General features: G+C 39.6%; 15 protein-coding genes. 13 read left to right on the top strand and 2 right to left on the bottom strand.

The features are described from left to right. Positions 1–429 precede the first annotated feature (429 nt). The 9 genes from miaB to hfq all read left to right on the top strand — a co-directional run bounded on the left by miaB (position 430) and on the right by hfq (position 10,998). Positions 430–1,908, top strand: coding sequence for a tRNA (N6-isopentenyl adenosine(37)-C2)-methylthiotransferase MiaB (gene miaB / locus IC619_RS10895; protein WP_191139735.1), 1,479 nt, complete (start codon positions 430–432; stop codon positions 1,906–1,908). Between the two features lie 2 nt (positions 1,909–1,910). Further along, complete coding sequence (locus IC619_RS10900) at positions 1,911–2,315, top strand: YlbF family regulator (RefSeq protein ID WP_191139734.1); 405 nt, start codon at positions 1,911–1,913, stop codon at positions 2,313–2,315. Between the two features lie 102 nt (positions 2,316–2,417). Then, a complete protein-coding gene (gene cotE, locus IC619_RS10905) occupies positions 2,418–2,996 on the top strand; it encodes an outer spore coat protein CotE (protein ID WP_191139733.1) in 579 nt (192 codons plus the stop codon). Between the two features lie 140 nt (positions 2,997–3,136). Beyond that, positions 3,137–4,516: a putative amidoligase domain-containing protein gene (locus IC619_RS10910; protein WP_191139732.1), complete on the top strand. Its 1,380-nt coding sequence runs from the start codon at positions 3,137–3,139 to the stop codon at positions 4,514–4,516. 74 nt (positions 4,517–4,590) lie between these two features. Next, entirely contained in the window at positions 4,591–7,167 is a 2,577-nt protein-coding gene (mutS, locus tag IC619_RS10915; RefSeq protein WP_191139731.1) for a DNA mismatch repair protein MutS, read from the top strand. A gap of 17 nt (positions 7,168–7,184) precedes the next feature. Beyond that, a complete protein-coding gene (gene mutL / locus IC619_RS10920) occupies positions 7,185–8,996 on the top strand; it encodes a DNA mismatch repair endonuclease MutL (RefSeq protein ID WP_191139730.1) in 1,812 nt (603 codons plus the stop codon). Between the two features lie 4 nt (positions 8,997–9,000). Continuing rightward, positions 9,001–9,771 (top strand): class I SAM-dependent methyltransferase, encoded by a 771-nt coding sequence (locus IC619_RS10925; RefSeq protein WP_191139729.1) that lies wholly within the window; start codon positions 9,001–9,003, stop codon positions 9,769–9,771. Positions 9,772–9,785: 14 nt separating this feature from the next. Then, entirely contained in the window at positions 9,786–10,715 is a 930-nt protein-coding gene (gene miaA, locus IC619_RS10930; RefSeq protein ID WP_191139728.1) for a tRNA (adenosine(37)-N6)-dimethylallyltransferase MiaA, read from the top strand. 37 nt (positions 10,716–10,752) lie between these two features. Continuing rightward, positions 10,753–10,998: an RNA chaperone Hfq gene (hfq, locus tag IC619_RS10935; protein ID WP_191139727.1), complete on the top strand. Its 246-nt coding sequence runs from the start codon at positions 10,753–10,755 to the stop codon at positions 10,996–10,998. Between the two features lie 319 nt (positions 10,999–11,317). Here hfq and IC619_RS10940 read toward each other — a convergent pair whose 3' ends face one another. Next, positions 11,318–11,677: a hypothetical protein gene (locus tag IC619_RS10940; protein ID WP_191139726.1), complete on the bottom strand. Its 360-nt coding sequence runs from the start codon at positions 11,675–11,677 to the stop codon at positions 11,318–11,320. Between the two features lie 339 nt (positions 11,678–12,016). Between IC619_RS10940 and IC619_RS10945 the strand changes: the two genes are divergently transcribed. Further along, positions 12,017–12,751 (top strand): CAP domain-containing protein, encoded by a 735-nt coding sequence (locus IC619_RS10945; protein ID WP_191139725.1) that lies wholly within the window; start codon positions 12,017–12,019, stop codon positions 12,749–12,751. A 111-nt stretch (positions 12,752–12,862) separates the two neighbouring features. On the opposite strand, the gene IC619_RS10950 is transcribed toward IC619_RS10945, so the two are convergent. Continuing rightward, positions 12,863–13,285, bottom strand: a complete 423-nt coding sequence (locus tag IC619_RS10950) for a hypothetical protein (protein WP_191139724.1) — start codon at positions 13,283–13,285, stop codon at positions 12,863–12,865. Positions 13,286–13,825: 540 nt separating this feature from the next. On the opposite strand from IC619_RS10950, the gene IC619_RS10955 reads away from it, so the two are divergent. From IC619_RS10955 to IC619_RS10965, 3 genes are read left to right on the top strand one after another with little or no spacing between them, the layout of a single operon-like run. Further along, positions 13,826–14,785: an AAA family ATPase gene (locus IC619_RS10955; protein ID WP_191139723.1), complete on the top strand. Its 960-nt coding sequence runs from the start codon at positions 13,826–13,828 to the stop codon at positions 14,783–14,785. 32 nt (positions 14,786–14,817) lie between these two features. After that, entirely contained in the window at positions 14,818–16,098 is a 1,281-nt protein-coding gene (gene hflX, locus IC619_RS10960) for a GTPase HflX (protein WP_191139722.1), read from the top strand. A gap of 24 nt (positions 16,099–16,122) precedes the next feature. After that, positions 16,123–17,385 carry a methionine gamma-lyase family protein gene (locus IC619_RS10965; protein WP_430624110.1) on the top strand — a complete coding sequence of 421 codons (1,263 nt, stop codon included), beginning with the start codon at positions 16,123–16,125 and terminating at the stop codon, positions 17,383–17,385. The last annotated feature ends 14 nt before the right edge of the window (positions 17,386–17,399 follow it).

Raw genomic sequence — 17,399 nt, forward strand, 5'->3', positions numbered from 1 at the left:
GAGTAGGAAAGTATAGTGGAATTTTATAGGTTAGATATAGGAATGTAATTATGCATAATAGTAGATTAATATTAAATTATAAGCTGACCTTTCGCTGTGTATGAAGCTAAAAAAGATTTCTATTTTATTTATAGACATTAAACCATTTATGTAGGGGGATTTCAACATATTTCGACGTAAAAATACAAAAAAATATTTTGAAAAATAAATACAAATAGTTTTAATGGCAAATAGATTGGATTTTCATTTATTTAAAATAGCATAAGCTACGAACGTGTTACATAAAAATGATGCGTCGTTCACCTTCAAAAGGTTTGTTGTTTGATGGGAAAGTGGTAATCATGTATAATGGTTTAGTTATTAGATTACGTAAAAATTGATTTCATTCATTGATATAGATGTTAGAGATGAAAGGTGTGTTAGAAATTAATGGGTACTAAGGAGAAAGATTATAGTCAATACTTTGTAGCTCCTGACTTAAAGCAGGCGAAGAAACGTGGAAAAGAAAATATTGAAGTTGTAAAGTTTGAAGAAATTCCGGAAAGAATGCAACAAGTAGGAATAGGGAAAAACTACTTCATTGATACCTTCGGTTGTCAAATGAATGTTCATGATAGTGAAGTGATTGCTGGATTATTGGAGCAGATGGGTTACGAAAGAACTGAGCAAGCGCAAGTGGCGAGTATTATCCTCCTAAATACTTGTGCGATTCGAGAAAATGCCGAAGATAAAGTATTTGGTCAGCTAGGACGCTACAAACATCTCAAAATGGAAAACCCCGACTTAATACTGGGGGTATGTGGATGTATGTCTCAAGAAGAGTCAGTTGTAAACCGGATTTTGAAAAGTTACCAACATGTAGATTTGATTTTTGGAACTCATAATATTCACCGTCTCCCACATTTATTACAAAATGCACTATTTAGTAAAGAAATGGTGGTGGAAGTCTGGTCTAAAGAAGGCGATGTTGTCGAAGATATGCCGAAGGTCAGAACTGAAAAGCTACGTGCTTGGGTTAATATTATGTATGGCTGTGATAAGTTTTGTACGTATTGCATCGTTCCTTATACAAGAGGAAAAGAGCGTAGCCGACGTCCAGAAGATGTTTTAGAAGAAATCAGGGAGTTAGCACGTCTCGGATATCAAGAAGTTACGCTTCTAGGACAAAATGTGAATGCATATGGTAAAGATTTTAAAGATCGTGTGTACCAATTTGGTCATCTCATGGATGATGTGCGTAAAATCGGGATTCCTCGTGTGCGTTTTACAACGAGTCATCCTCGTGACTTTGATGACCATCTCATTGAGGTGCTAGGAGAAAGAGGAAACTTGGTTGAGCATATCCATTTGCCTGTACAATCGGGTAGTAGTGAGATCTTAAAAATGATGTCCCGTAAATATGATCGTGAGACCTATCTAAACTTGGCCAATAAAATTCGCCGTGTCTTACCTGAAGTTGTTTTTACGACGGATATTATCGTAGGCTTTCCTGGAGAGACAGATGAGCAGTTTGAAGAAACTTTATCATTAGTGAGAGAAATGGAATATGATTCGGCGTTTACGTTTATCTATTCACCACGCGAGGGAACTCCGGCTGCTAAAATGAAAGACGATGTTCCTATGGAAGTAAAAAAAGAACGCTTACAACGATTAAATGAGCTTCAAAATGAAATTAGTTTACGTAAGAACGAAGTTTTACGTGGTCAAATCGTAGAAGTGCTTGTTGAAGGTGTTAGTAAGAAAAATGCAAATGTCTTGTCTGGACGTACCCGAACCAATAAATTGGTTAATTTTGTTGGTCCTCAGCATTTGATTGGTGAACTTACCTTTGTTCGTATAGAAGAATCTCGGACATGGTCACTTAATGGAGTTTGGCAAGATACAACAGCGCAAAAGGTGAGTGGGTAATTGTGGATCATCCAGTTCTGAAACAAGCGCGAAAATGTGCGGAACAAATAGCAAAATGTGAAGAAATTATTCGTTTTCGCGCTGCAGAAGAGCAAGTTAATCAGAGCGATAGTGTTCAACAATTAATTGTACAAATTAAAAAGAAGCAGAAGGAACTGGTTCATGCGAAACACTATCATAAGCATGAACATTTGAAACAAATTGAGCAAAATTTAGTAGACATGAATGAACGGTTAGATGGATTGCCCATTGTGATGGAATATCAACAGTCTCAAGTCGCAGCAAATGATTTGATACAAATGATTCAACAAATTATAGGAGACACAGTCTCACAAAAAATAGAAGTTGAAGTCGGAAACCCGGTTGAATCGGGATGCGGAAGCGGTGGCTCTTGTGGTTGCTCCTGATTTTTTCAAAACCCTACAGATTTTCTGTAGGGTTTTTGGCACTCTAGACGAATGCCCTGCATACACTTGTAAATGAACGAAGTTTTATGAGGAGGGAGCATCTTGTCACAAAGTGAGAAAGCTATTGAATATCGACATATTATTACGAAAGCAGTGTGTGGAAAAGGACGCAAATTTTCCCAAGTATCCCACGCTTTAAAGCCATCCACTCCAATTCACACCATACTTGGAGCGTGGGTCATTAATCACAAATACGAGTGTCATAAAGTCGGGGAAGCCGTTGAAGTCCAAGGAACCTATGACATTAATATCTGGGTGTCAGCTAAAGGGAATACAAAGACAGACGTCATTAAAGAAACCGTGAGTTATACTGAACAGGTACCACTCAACTACTACGATCAACATACACGTGATACCTCTGTAGCAGTAAGTACAGCCGTCACGCAAGTACCTAACTGCGTTGAAGCATCAATTGCTTCTAATTCTGAGGGAATCAATATTCGTGTTGAAAAAGAATTTCAAGTGGAATTGGTTGGAGAAACCAAAATCTGTGTGCCCGTTTACCCGATGGAGCTAGCAAATACAGATGAAAAAGATTATGTCAGCGAATATGTTGGTGATGAAGCAGATGATTTTGAGCACTTGGATGGAGATATTATATTAGATGATCTAACGGACTAAAACGTTTCTGATTTCTGAAAAAGAGGGCGCTCGCCCTCTTTTTTATTGAAACTAACGTTTTTCAATTTAGATACATACCATATGACATCATACAGGAATGATATACAACAGGCGTGTGTATGAGAGAAAGGGGAAAGGTTATGGGAGCCGTTACCCTTCCTAGTCAAGCGGTTGACAATGAAAAGCGATTACAAGAACTTATTATTACGAAGAGTCAACGGTTAACCTCATCAATTCGACTGGACGCAAAAGATTTGTATGTATCAGATTATGTACTTACACTAAACCCTGAGAAAATGGTAAATCAAGCGCAAAAGCTGGAAACGCAAACCAAAATCCTCAATTTACATGGAATTGCAGTTGCGGGAAGCAAAAGTATTTTACGCGAATATGTGGTAGGCGTGTTTCAGACGAAAGCCATATTTATTTATCAATCTCAAGAGAGTGCCCAGCTGGTATCGAATAGCAATAAAAAATATAAGCGATCTTTCAAGAAAATTTCCTCTCAAGATAATAGTAAAGAAGTAAGAAGAGTTCGTAATCTTTCGATTCGTGCTATATATGCGCTTGGATTAGATTATGGCATTGTTAAATGTGGGATTGGTATCGGTCGTCGAACTTTAGTTATACAAGTTTATCCTACACCAAAAGTAAATTTGATTATGGCGCAGGAATTTGGAAAAGCGATCGCACAGTATGCCAATCAGACCCAAATCGACCATCAATTAAATGAAGTCGTCCTTGGTGCCGATCCTGAATTTGTAATGCAATCGCCCAAAGGTCACTTGTTAATCGCCTCGAAATATTTTCCACTAAAAGGGAAAGTCGGGTGTGATGCGATTTGGATGGGGCAAAATCATGCGAATAAGCCAATTGTTGAAGTAAGGCCAGATCCTACTTCAGATCCGCACACATTGGTCGTCAACATTTATAAAGGGCTGCTATTTGCTGCACGGAAAATGAAAAATGTACCCTCAAAATGGTTGACAGGAGCCATGCCCTATAAAGGCTTTCCGCTAGGAGGACATATTCATTTTAGTGGAATTCAACCTGACTTTAAACTTTTACGGGCATTAGATAATTACTTAACCCTACCCCTTGTTAACATTGAAGATGATCGTGGCAAAGCGAGAAGACCGAAATATGGTTTTTTGGGTGATTTTCGTTATCAACCACATGGTGGCTTTGAATATCGAACCCCTCCCAGTTGGTTGATTTCACCTATGTTGTGTAAAGGCGTATTTATGGCTGCGCAAGTCATTGTTGCCAACTATAAGCAACTTCAATATCAGCCCCTTGAACATTTAGAGATGCAACAGGCTTATTATAGGGGTGATAAAGACGAAATTAAAGAGATCATCCAGTATTTATGGGAAGATTTAAAAGAACTAGATGATTATCGCGTTTACAAAAAAACACTAGATCTATTTTATTCCTATCTGATCTCAGGAATGAGTTGGGATGAACGCACTGACTTTCGAAAACAATGGCGGATTCCACCATTTCAAGATAAAGATTAAAGGAAGCAATATCGAAAGTGTGTTAAACATGTTAAAATAGATGAGGAAAAAAACTAGGTCCGGAGGAAGAGAATGTGGCAAAATATACTCCGATGATGCAGCAATACTTAACTATAAAAGACAATTATCAGGATGCGTTTTTATTTTTTCGATTAGGGGATTTTTATGAGTTGTTTTTCGATGATGCCTTAAAAGCGGCAGAAGAATTGGAAATCACTTTAACAAGTAGAGACGGTGGAAATAAGCGAATCCCCATGTGTGGGGTTCCTTATCATTCTGCCAGTACTTATATTGAGAAATTGATTGACAGAGGGTACAAAGTAGCGATTTGTGAACAAGTTGAAAACCCAAGTGGTAAAGGCGTTGTGAAGCGTGAAGTTGTTCGTGTCATCACGCCTGGGACGATCATGGAAGAAAGCATGTTAAACGATCAGGAAAACAATTTCTTAGTATTAATAGCAGAAGATGAGGCAAGTGTGGGCTTAATTGCGGTAGATTTATCGACTGGTGAGTGTCATATCACAGAACAAATAGGGTCGCTAGCCACGATCTGGGATGAAGTAAGTACGTATCAACCTAAAGAAGTGGTACTGGATCATCAGCTAACTACAGCTGAAATATCCATGCATCAATCTTATGTGTTTACGCCCTTTTCTCTAAGTGAGACAAAAGTAGATGAGGAATTAATACGCAAGCAATTTTTAGAGTATGACGAAGTATGTACAAGTCCTAGCTTAAAAAAGGTGACAAAACTGCTATATGCATACTTGCATGAAACACAAAAGAAATCATTAGGCCATTTAAAGCGTTTGCATAGATACCAGACGAAGCAATATATGACTTTGGATGATGCTGCTAGGCGAAATTTGGAGTTGAACCGTACCTTAGGAGAGGGTAAGAAAAAAGGTTCCTTATTATGGTTGCTGGACCAAACTGCAACAGCTATGGGAAGTCGGTTACTCAAGAAATGGTTGGACAAGCCGTTACTTCAAAAAGAAGCAATACTTGCTAGGCAAAATACGGTTGCAGCGCTGTTAGAAGATTTCATTCTATTAGATGAAGTGCATGATGATTTACGGCGTGTTTATGATTTGGAACGCTTGGTCGCTCGTATCTCCTATGGATCGGCAAATGCCCGTGATTTGAATGCGGTAAAACGTTCACTTGGAGCCATCCCAGTTCTAAAAGAGCGTTTAGAGGGAAGCTCATTTGCGTTTTTACAAGAGATTGGGAAAAATATGGATCCTTGTACCGATCTATTTCATTTTATTGAGGGGGCGATTGTAGATGATCCGCCCATCTCGATTAAAGAGGGAAATATGATTTGTGTTGGCTATGATCCACAGCTAGATGAGTTACGCTCCATTCAAACAAATGGGAAATCGTGGTTGGCTGAACTCGAACAAAAAGAACGTGAAGCGACAGGGATTAAATCACTTAAAATCGGTTATAATCGAGTGTTTGGTTATTACATCGAAGTAACAAAATCTAACCTCCGTCTGTTACCAGAAGGCAGATATCAAAGAAAGCAGACGCTAAGTAATGCCGAGCGCTTTATCACACCTGAATTAAAGGAACGTGAACAGCTGATCTTAAATGCCGCTGAAAAGTCGATTGAATTAGAGCATACTTTATTTGTGCAAGTGCGAGATCAAATTGCATCTGAGATAAGACGTTTACAAGAATTGGGTGAAGAAGTCGCGCGATTAGATGTTCTACACGCATTTGCTAGGGTCGCTAAAAAATTTCAATATTGTCGGCCGCAGATTCATGAACAAAATGAACTGTCGATTCATGCTGGACGGCATCCAGTCGTAGAAGCAGTATCCGATATAGAAGCTTTTGTAGCAAATGATACAGAACTATCGAATGATCAACAACAAATCTATCTAATTACAGGACCCAATATGGCAGGGAAAAGCACGTATATGCGTCAGGTTGCATTGATTACCATTCTCGCACAGGTGGGGAGCTTTGTGCCTGCTACTGAAGCCAAAATATCTATTGTAGATCGCATTTTTACACGGATTGGGGCCGCAGATGATTTAGTGGGGGGCCGCAGTACATTTATGGTAGAAATGGCTGAAACTTGTCATGCACTTAAAGCGGCTACTTCACAGAGCTTGATCCTGTTAGATGAAGTGGGGCGTGGTACATCTACTTATGATGGCATGGCACTGGCACAAGCCATTGTCGAGTTTATCCATGAGGAAATAGGTGCTAAAACGTTGTTTTCCACACATTATCATGAGTTAACGGAATTGGAGTGTTCACTTTCACGATTAGTTAATGTGCATGCCCAGTGTGTTGAAGAAGATGGAAAAGTCGTTTTTTTGCATCGTATTGTTCCGGGTGGAGCAGATAAAAGCTATGGGATTCATGTAGCTGAGTTGGCTGGGTTACCAGTAGCTGTCGTTGAGCGGGCTCGCAAGCTGTTACATGATTTGGAAGGGAGACTTTCCAACGGATCAAATCAGCACACGGGACAGACGGCTCAACTTTCATTATTTGAAACCCCAGTTGAGAAAGGGAAAAATGATGGAAAGCAACATAAAGATTTAGTGAAAAAAGTGCAAAAGTTTGATTTGATGAATCAAACGCCATTTGAAGCCATGCAATTTATTATGGAACTTCAGAAAACTTTAAAGTAAGAAGAGAGGTGAAAATGGTGGGGAAGATTCAAGTGCTATCTGATCATTTAGCGAATCAGATTGCTGCTGGTGAAGTGGTGGAAAGACCCGCCTCTATTGTGAAAGAGTTGATGGAAAATGCAATTGATGCCGATGCTGATCGTATTCAGATTTATCTAGAAGAAGGTGGAATCTCCCTCATCCGTGTGATTGATAACGGTCTCGGAATGGATCAGGAAGATGCTAAACTGGCATTTGGGCGGCATGCAACCAGTAAAATTAAACATGAACGGGACCTCTCTACTATAAGAACGTTAGGTTTTCGCGGTGAAGCACTTCCAAGTATTGCCTCAGTTTCTAAAGTACGCCTAACGACTGCATCTGATCCTGAGCAGGCTGCGTGTACAGTCTCTATAGCAGGTGCTGGTGCAATGAAGACAGAACTTACATCGCGCCCATTGGGAACGGAAGTAGAAGTGAAAGATTTATTTTTTAATACACCGGCCCGTTTAAAGTATTTAAAAACGATCAATACTGAAGTGGGTCATGTTGCTGATGTGGTTGGGCGATTAGCCTTAGCACATCCAAAAATTAGCTTTAGCTTATCTCATAATGGGAAGGAACTATTTCGTTCAGCAGGAGATGGGAAAAGCTTACATGTACTTCATGCCCTATACGGGAAGCAAGTGACCCGCCATATGGTCGATTTTGCCGATGAAGATCTCGACTTTAAGATTTGGGGTTATATGAGTAAACCAGAAGTGACACGTGCAAGTCGTAATTATATCTCCTTAATTGTAAATGGTCGGTATGTACGCTCGATACCGATTACACAAGCGATACTAAGAGCCTATGCGACTTTACTCCCAGTGGGGCGCTTTCCGCTCGGAGTGGTTTATGTGAATATGGACGCCAAACTACTCGATGTCAATGTTCACCCAGCTAAGCTTGAGGTCCGTCTTTCGAAAGAAAAAGAGCTTTGCTTACAAATTGAAAAGTTATTAAAGGCGACTTTTTCTAAGCAAACCTTCATTCCCAAGTTACAATTGGAAAAAAAAGAAAGACCGGAGATTAAACCTGTGCAATCTTCATTTGACTGGAACAAAGAGCGTGAGCAAGTGCGAGAGAGACCACGCCCCGTTTATCAATCCTCTTTCACGCAGTTGTCGAAGCCAGTAGCGGAACCTATGCCACCTATATCGGAAGAAATAAAAGAAGAAAAATTAGAAATGGGGGAGATGGAGGAGGAGTCCAAATCTCCAGTAAATCGACTGCCGCAACTATTACCAATTGGCCAGATACATGGCACCTATGTAGTGGCGCAAGCAGAAGATGGATTTTATTTGTTTGATCAACATGCAGCGCATGAACGGATATACTATGAAAAATTTGTTCGTAAAATGAAAGAGAAAAATCACGGGCAGCAAGCGCTACTTGTCCCACTTACGGTGGAATGTACGGCTACAGAAGCTTTGTGCTTGCAAACTTACGTAACGGATTTACAAGAGTGGGGTTTAGATATAGAGCCATTTGGCGGAACCACCTTCCTCATACGTTCCTATCCAAACTGGTTTCCTGAACAAGATGTAGAAGGCTTAATTTTTGAAATCGTAACTTGGCTACAAAAACAAGGGAAGATTGACACGGCGCTATTGCGTGACGAAAGTGCTAAAATGATGTCTTGTAAAGCTGCGATTAAGGCAAATCGCCATTTGCGTAAGGATGAGATGGAGAAGCTGATCGAGCAATTACACCATTGCGAAAATCCTTTTACCTGCCCACATGGTAGACCGATCTTTATCCATTTCAGCACATATGAACTTGAGAAAATGTTTAAGCGGGTGATGTAAGATTTTGTTTGTAACGACTTCTTTTCAACCAAGAAATTTAGAACGAACGAAGGCTGAACAATTGGCGTCTTCATTAGAAGTACCCTATGTAGAACGCCAAAAATATAACTTACCAGAATTGTTTCAACAAACTTCAGACGTGTATGCGCTGGTTGTGACCAAAAAAGAGTTGCGCTGTGTGAGTCGAACAGGAGAAGTTTTTTTCTTCCATCCTAATATGTCGGCTCTCCGCATTAAACATTTACAATCCAATCAACCTGATGTGATGGTTACTGCAACACAAATGCAAGCGGGAGATACGGTGTTAGATTGTACCATGGGAATGGGAGCAGACGCGATTGTTGCTTCGTATGCAGTTGGGGCGAAAGGCAAAGTGATTGCACTGGAAAGTGAAACCGCTATTGCTGTCATTGTGCAAGCAGGTTTACAGTCTTATCAGACTGATCGAAAAGCATTACAAGAGGCGATGGGAAGAATTACAGTGGTCAATCAAAATTATGAGGATTATTTATCCGTGTGTGAGAGCGACTCAGTAGATATCGTCTTATTTGATCCGATGTTTCGTCATACGATTCAAGCTTCTAAAGCGATGCAATCATTAAAACCACTTACGAATAATGCAGCACTTTCAGCCAAAGCAGTAAAGGAAGCCGTTCGTGTGGCGAGAAAAGGTGTATTTCTCAAAGAGAGACCTCAGAGTGGAGAATTTGAACGACTAGGATTTACCATACGTCATCGTTCATCACGTTTTGCTTGGGGGATAATCAAACCGTAGACAGGAGGGCTGTTATGAAGCCGAAAGTACTTGTTATTACAGGGCCTACAGCTGTGGGTAAAACAGCGACTAGCATGTCGTTAGCTCATTCTTTGCACGGGGAGATTATCTCGGGTGATTCTATGCAGGTTTATCAAGGAATGGATATTGGGACAGCAAAAGCAACGACAGTGGAGCGTACACAAATTCCTCATCATATGATTGACTTAGTAACGCCAGATCAATCTTTTTCAGTTCAGGATTATCAGCAACAAGCTAGGGCATGCATTGCCGATATTACAAACCGAGGTGCGATTCCGCTCATTGTTGGAGGCACCGGTCTCTATATTGAATCTGTTATTTATGAGTATGAGATGCCAGATGTTACTGAACATCCTGAAATTCGCAGGCGTTACGTCGCTATGGCCGAACAAAAAGGAGTCGCATATCTTCACCAACAACTCTTTCAAGTGGATCCAGAGTCGGCTAAAAAACTACATCCCAATGATGTAAGGCGTGTAATTCGTGCGTTAGAAGTGCATGAAGTAACGGGTACGCCCTTTTCGCAATTAAAACGAAAGGGGAGCTCGCCTTTTGACGTATTGTGGCTGGGTCTTACCATGCCGAGGGAACTTTTGTATGAACGGATCAACCAACGTGTTGATCACATGTTAAAAAGGGGTTTAATCGAAGAGGTGGAAACGTTAAAAGCGAAGGGTTATCACCTTGGATTGACTTCTATGCAAGCCATCGGTTATAAAGAGATGATGTGGTATTTAAATGGTGAAATCTCCTATGAGGAAGCCGTTCGTGTGTTGAAACAAGGGACCAGAAAGTATGCGAAACGGCAACTGTCGTGGTTTCGAAGGAATGATGATATAAACTGGTTTGACATGACTCAACCTGATGTTTGGCAAGAGATTAAGAAATTAGTGGCAGGAAAGTTTAATCAATCTGAAGAATAGGTTTAACTAGGCTAAAAATACATAGGAGGTACGGATTTTGAAACAATCCATCAATATTCAGGATGCATTTCTCAACCAGATCCGCAAAGAATCGGTACCCGTTACGATTTTTTTGGTAAATGGATTTCAAATTCGTGGAGTCATACGTGGATTTGATAACTTTACGATTATCATTGAAAGTGAAGGAAAACAACAGATGGTATACAAGCATGCAATTTCTACTTTCACACCGGTGCGGTATGTCTCTCTGATGGCAAATGAAGAAGAAAAAGTAGCTGAATGATGATTAAAAAAATACCACCTTTGAGGTGGTATCAGGCTGTTGAGAAAGTCTCAATAGCCTGTAAAATGAGCACTGCTCATGTGGGGGGTGAGACACTCCTTAGCTTGGGAGTTGTACGAAACAGAAATGAATTATGTGCGCTGACTACCCAAGAAAACCAAGCTTTCAAGCGTGGTGAGTCTCAATGGAGGAAATAAATGATTGCCTGGTTCGAAACAACCTAAAAGGAGAACTACCTTGTTACTTGTTGGTAGTTCTCCTTTTAGGTTGTTAAATTCCTACGACTAAGCTGTCAACCTATACACATCGATTAAACTTGCTAACAGGAGATATCAAATACGACTTTCATTTTTATTTTGGCTACACCCTCGAGATCTTGTTGATTTAATAGCGCAAGTGTTCTTGCACGAGAAATGTAAACTGTTGCACACCCTCCAGGTTCAATATCAACACTTTGTAGGTTATTCACTACCAGTGTAAGAAGTGAAGATGAAACATTGCTTACTGTCACAAATACTACTGATGAACCACTAATCGCATTAAAGAATTCTCTTAGTGTTCCTGAAATTGGAGGTAGTATATATGAACAACAAACTTCCTCTGAATGAAGGATTTTTTCTAAGCAACTGGCATCAACAATTTCAATTTCCGTATCATTTTTGGCGACATATTTTGTCATTTATTATCACCTCAGCTTTCTATTATAATTGAGAAGAAAACCACTCATATATTATATGAAGCTATCAAAAAAAGGTGATAGATTTAATGAAACCCGATATTATCCGCTCGGGTTGAATGTTATGCTGATAAATTTGACTTTGTTGATTTACCGCAGTAGCCCTAGCATTTCTCTATACGGTAATTCAACACATTTTTTCGACTTATATCTATATTTATATTTGATTTTTACTTTTGATTAATGTTATCTTTTAAGATGTTATGTATATTGTTAAGTTCAAGCATGTTGCCATTCTTTTGGCTTACCCAAATACCTAATATAAACTTAAGGTGGAATAATATGGAAAATAAAAACTTAGTTTTATATTCACTCTTTGCTTTAATCGTACTCTCAGCGTGTTCAAATCTTTCTTCCTCAACAGTTACACAAAATGAAATATTAGAAGCAGAAGTAGGAGAAGAACAACCAATAGATCAATCTCCAGAGATCGTTACAATTGCTTCAGAAGAAATTCCTGAAAAAGAGTCAAAGGACTTAGAAAAGACGGAGAAAGAAGCTCCTAAACAGGAACCGGTAGCTTTGGAGAAAGCATCATCTAAACAGGAGGAGGAGTTAGATCTTAGTAAAAAGGAACATTCTGAATCAAAGTCTGAAATAAGCAAAAGTCAGCAATATGCAGAAAGTGTACTGCAAATTATAAATATTGAAAGAGATAAAGTTGACTTGCCTCCTCTCAAATTAAGTGAATTACTAACAAAAACCGCTAGAGCGAAAGCAGAGGATATGAGAGATCAAAATTATTATGGTCATGGATCTCCTGTATATGGATCATTACGTGACATGCTGAATACATTTGGAGTCCCTGGAGTTGCAGCTGAAACCAATAAAATTCGTCAAGCAACACCTGAAGCAGTCACAAAAGGGTGGATCAATAAACCAAATGGTAAGGGAATCTATAATAAAAAATGGGAGTATATTGGTATTGGATATGCAGAAGGTGGATCTAAGGGGCACTATTGGACTTTTATGTTTATTAGTCATGACACATGGGATGGCGTAACGCCAAAAAAGTAACTACAAAACTTTATTCAAGTTGCAAATAGAACAAAAGTAATCCTCTTTGATCAAAGAGGATTACTTTTGTTCTATAGGTTGAGAGTCCCAAATGATAAGAAAAACAAAGGATCAATGGAAATGATCTATGAAAATACGCTGTTTTCTCCCATTCTTCTCTTTTAATATAACCAAGGTTTCTTTTTTCTTAAACGAATGTGGAACTTTAAAAGTACGTATCATCACTACAGGTGTTTTTTGTGTTTTAATCGTTATCTTTTGCAATATCGGATGTGTACTTTTTTTATAGGAAAGATTAATTTGTCCTGTAGGTGTTCTTACTATTTTAGTACTTGCATTCATAACAGTAGTCACAGCGTCTGTAGTTGTACATGTAAGACATTGTGTTATGCTGAAAGGGCAAAAAATGGGACCTGGACAATGACACAATGAAATATCCAAACACTCTACGCAACATTCACTACATTGTTGTCCCAGTGGTAACTCTGAAACGGGGATCGTTTCTAACGCCAGGAGCTTGGGCGGATGAGGCATATAGACCCTCCTTATCCTAATGTCTTCATCCCTATATTTTAATTGAATGGATTTTAACTTATGATGATATGTTTAGTCTATTCATATTTATATAGATGGTGCCTGAGGGATAGAATTTTCAACTAACACCACATGTTGTATTCTTTTTTACTCCTAGATAAGCGCATCAAAAACACATAAGATTATATTTCTTCGCTCATCTGTTCAAATGATAGAAAAAAGCGCTTTACCACCTAAATGAATAAGTAAAGAAGTCAAACAATAACTTCTTGAAATACAATCTGTTAGCATAGATATAGGCACTCCAACAACTAAGTAAGCAATGAAATGGATTGTAAATAAAGGGGGATTCATCAGAAGAATACAAAGGAGACTTATTTTCTAGAACAGAATACAACATCTATTAAATTTACAATATCACATCAATGAGGATATGGTCTTACCAATCTGATACCACCTTTGAGGTGGTATTTTGTTTTTCACCAAAAATTGGGCGAATGCGTATAGTGGAGAGTGAATCGAAGTGGAGGAGTGAAAAGAATGAGCAGAAGAGTCATGGCGGGAACAAGTAAGCATCAAATCCATGTGGTTTTTGAGCAAAATAAAGAGGCGACATGTTCGATGCGGGATTCCGTTTGGACAGATACAGGAATCGAACAAGAAGCTCTTCATGCTTGTTTCACAAGCTTAAATCAACTAGTGGGTATTGACCAAGTAAAAAAATTCATCAAAGAAATTTATGCCTGGCTTGAAATCGGAAAAAGAAGACGAGAAGCTGGCTTATTAACGGAACAACAAGTGCTGCATATGATTTTTACAGGCAACCCTGGGACGGGTAAAACAACCGTTGCTCGTATTTTAAGCACCTTATTAAAAGAGATGGGCGTATTATCAAAAGGACATCTAGTGGAAGTGGAGCGAGCTGATTTAGTTGGTGAATATATTGGTCATACCGCTCAAAAAACACGGGAGCATGTACAAAAAGCATTGGGTGGGATACTATTTATTGATGAGGCTTACTCCTTAGCAAGAGGTGGCGACAAAGATTTTGGTCGTGAAGCCATTGATACAATGGTGAAAGCGATGGAAGACTTTAAAAATGAATTTGTCTTAATATTAGCAGGCTACTCCAATGAGATGGAATGTTTCTTGAATACAAACCCAGGTCTACCCTCACGTTTTCCGATTCAACTTCGCTTTCCAAATTTTGATTTAGAGCAATTGATGCAAATTACGATGCAAATGGTAGGCGAACGAGAATATTGTCTTTCTTCTTCTGCTAATAATAAGATACGTATACATTTACGGAAACAAATGGATGGGAATTTCGGAAATGCACGCTATATTCGTAACATGATTGAACAGGCGATTCGTCAACACGCTGTGCGCATTCTAAGACACCCGGGTCCGAGCCGAAGCGAGTTGATGACTTTACGCGGAGAAGATTTTCAATTTGAATCGTTAAAAGAGAAAAATAAGGTTCCTACATGGTATAATTAAAATGAAAAGTAGTAGTATGATGAAAGGAATGGATGAAGATCGAACTGAATGGAGAACACCAACGTGAACGCGCCATTCTAGTAGGATGCGGACAGAAGCAAAAAGAATGGGAAATTCGAGCGACCGTATCAGAACTAGAGCAATTAACGGAGACTGCAGGTGCAGAACCGATTCACACCGTCTTCCAATTTCGAGATCGCTATGATGCGAAATGGTTAGTGGGAAAAGGAAAAGCAACTGAGATTGCGGATCTTGCTGAAACAGATGATATTGACTTGGTTATATTTGATCAAGAGTTAAGCCCTGCGCAGATTTTTCATCTGGAAGCGGTATTTCCTTGTAAAGTAATTGATCGAACGCAGCTCATATTAGATATATTTGCACGACGTGCTCAGACCAAAGAAGGTCGCCTTCAAGTGGAATTGGCTCAGCTTCAATATATGCTTCCACGCTTAACAGGGAAAGGGAAAGAAATGTCCCGCTTAGGCGGGGGAATAGGGACGAGGGGGCCTGGTGAAAAAAAATTAGAGACGGATCGTCGTCATATTCGCAACCAGATCTCTGACTTAAAAAAGCATTTAGAAGATGTAAAGAAACATCGACGTCTTCATCAAGAAAGGCGTTCAAAACAATCTTTATATCAGATTGCATTAGTAGGCTACACCAATGCTGGAAAATCGACATTATTGAACAAGCTGACAGGGGCTGACGTATTAGCAGAAAATCAGCTCTTTGCAACGCTTGATCCGACTACCAGATCTCTTGAATTACCAAGCGGCAAAGAAGTGTTGATTACGGATACCGTAGGTTTTATTCGAAACTTACCACATCACTTAATAGCCGCTTTTCGGTCTACACTGGAACAAGTGAGAGAAGCTAATTTGCTTCTTCATGTAGTAGATATGAGTCATCCAGAGATGACAGCGCAAATAAATGCTGTAGAACAAGTACTGACCGATTTGGATGCTGGTCACCTTCCAACATTAATGATATATAATAAAAAAGATTTATCTCATCTTCATGAGGTGGAAAAGAACATACAGGATCGGATTCAAATAACGGCAAAAAATGATAGGGATATTGTGTACCTAAAAGAAAAAATAGAAAGCCATATGCAGCGTGACGATGTGAGGGCACAAATCGAACTTCCTGTTGCACGTGGAGAATGGATTGCAGAGTTATATCGCGCTGGCGAAGTCTTACATGTTACTTCAGAAGAAGAGTATATGCGGATGCAAGTCCGAATGTCTAAATTGGCATTTGAACAATTATCGCGTGATTTAAAATCAGTTGTATTTGAGAATCAAGTATAAGAAATTGGGTAGGAATGGTGTTGGGTGGAGAAACAATTAAAAAATGATACAGAAATTAAAGTAATGATCGAGCGCGTCGAACAAAAAATTGATCCGATGATTCGGCGTATTGAAAAAGAGGTAGATCATCATCAGTGGCGTGTCCTGACTAGTTTTCGCAAACATCGGGTCAGTGAGCAACATTTGCAAGCCTCAACTGGCTATGGTTATGATGATATGGGAAGAGAGACGCTTGAACAAATTTTTGCTGAGCTGATGGGTGCTGAAATGGCCATCGTGCGTCCGCATATCACATCAGGTACACATGCCATTACATCTTGTCTATTTGGTATTCTCCGGCCTGGAGATGCATTCATTTACTTAACAGGAGAACCCTACGATACGTTGGAGCAGGTGATCGGTAAAGGTAAAGATGGAAGTGGTTCATTGGCCGATTTTGATATTACTTACCAAGCTATTTCGCTGACCGATCACCAGGAGGTGGATTTCTTAGCGCTGGAAAAGGCAATTTCGCAGCGAACTCGTTTGATCGCGATTCAAAGATCTCGCGGCTATGCGGATCGTCCCTCATTCTCGATCGAACGAATTCAAGCTATGATTAAGAAAATCAGGCAAATTCGTTCTGATCTGATTATCTTTGTGGATAACTGTTATGGAGAATTTGTAGAACAAATAGAACCGACCCATGTCGGAGCTGACCTAATTGCGGGATCATTAATCAAAAACCCGGGTGGTGGGTTAGCCAAATCGGGTGGATACATAGCAGGTAAGATGAAATATGTAAAACAAGCAGCTTCACGCTTAGTGGCACCTGGAATCGGTGTAGAAGGTGGCGCTACCCATGGTTATTTACGTGATTACTTTCAAGGCTTATTTCTTGCACCCCATGTCGTGGGGGAAGCACGAAAAGGTGCGGTTTTTACTGCTGCAATGTTAGATTTACTCGGCTTTAAAACTTCACCGAGTTGGGATGAACAGCGTACAGATATTATTCAACAAGTCCACTTGGGAGAGCCAGAACTACTGATTGCTTTTTGTCAAGGTATCCAAGCAGCTTCTCCTGTAGATGCGCACATTTCACCTGTTCCGGCTGCAATGCCGGGTTACTTAGACCCGGTAATTATGGCGGCGGGAACATTTGTTCAAGGTGCAAGTATTGAGTTATCAGCAGATGGGCCATTGCGGCCACCCTATACAGTGTTTTTACAAGGTGGGCTCACCTTCTCACATATTAAAGCGGCTATTGCGTTGTCATTAGATCAAATGATGGCGACTGGAAAAATATAAGACAAACAAGAGAG

Source organism: Polycladospora coralii (assembly GCF_014773435.2).
Lineage (GTDB): Bacteria > Bacillota > Bacilli > Thermoactinomycetales > Thermoactinomycetaceae > Polycladospora > Polycladospora coralii.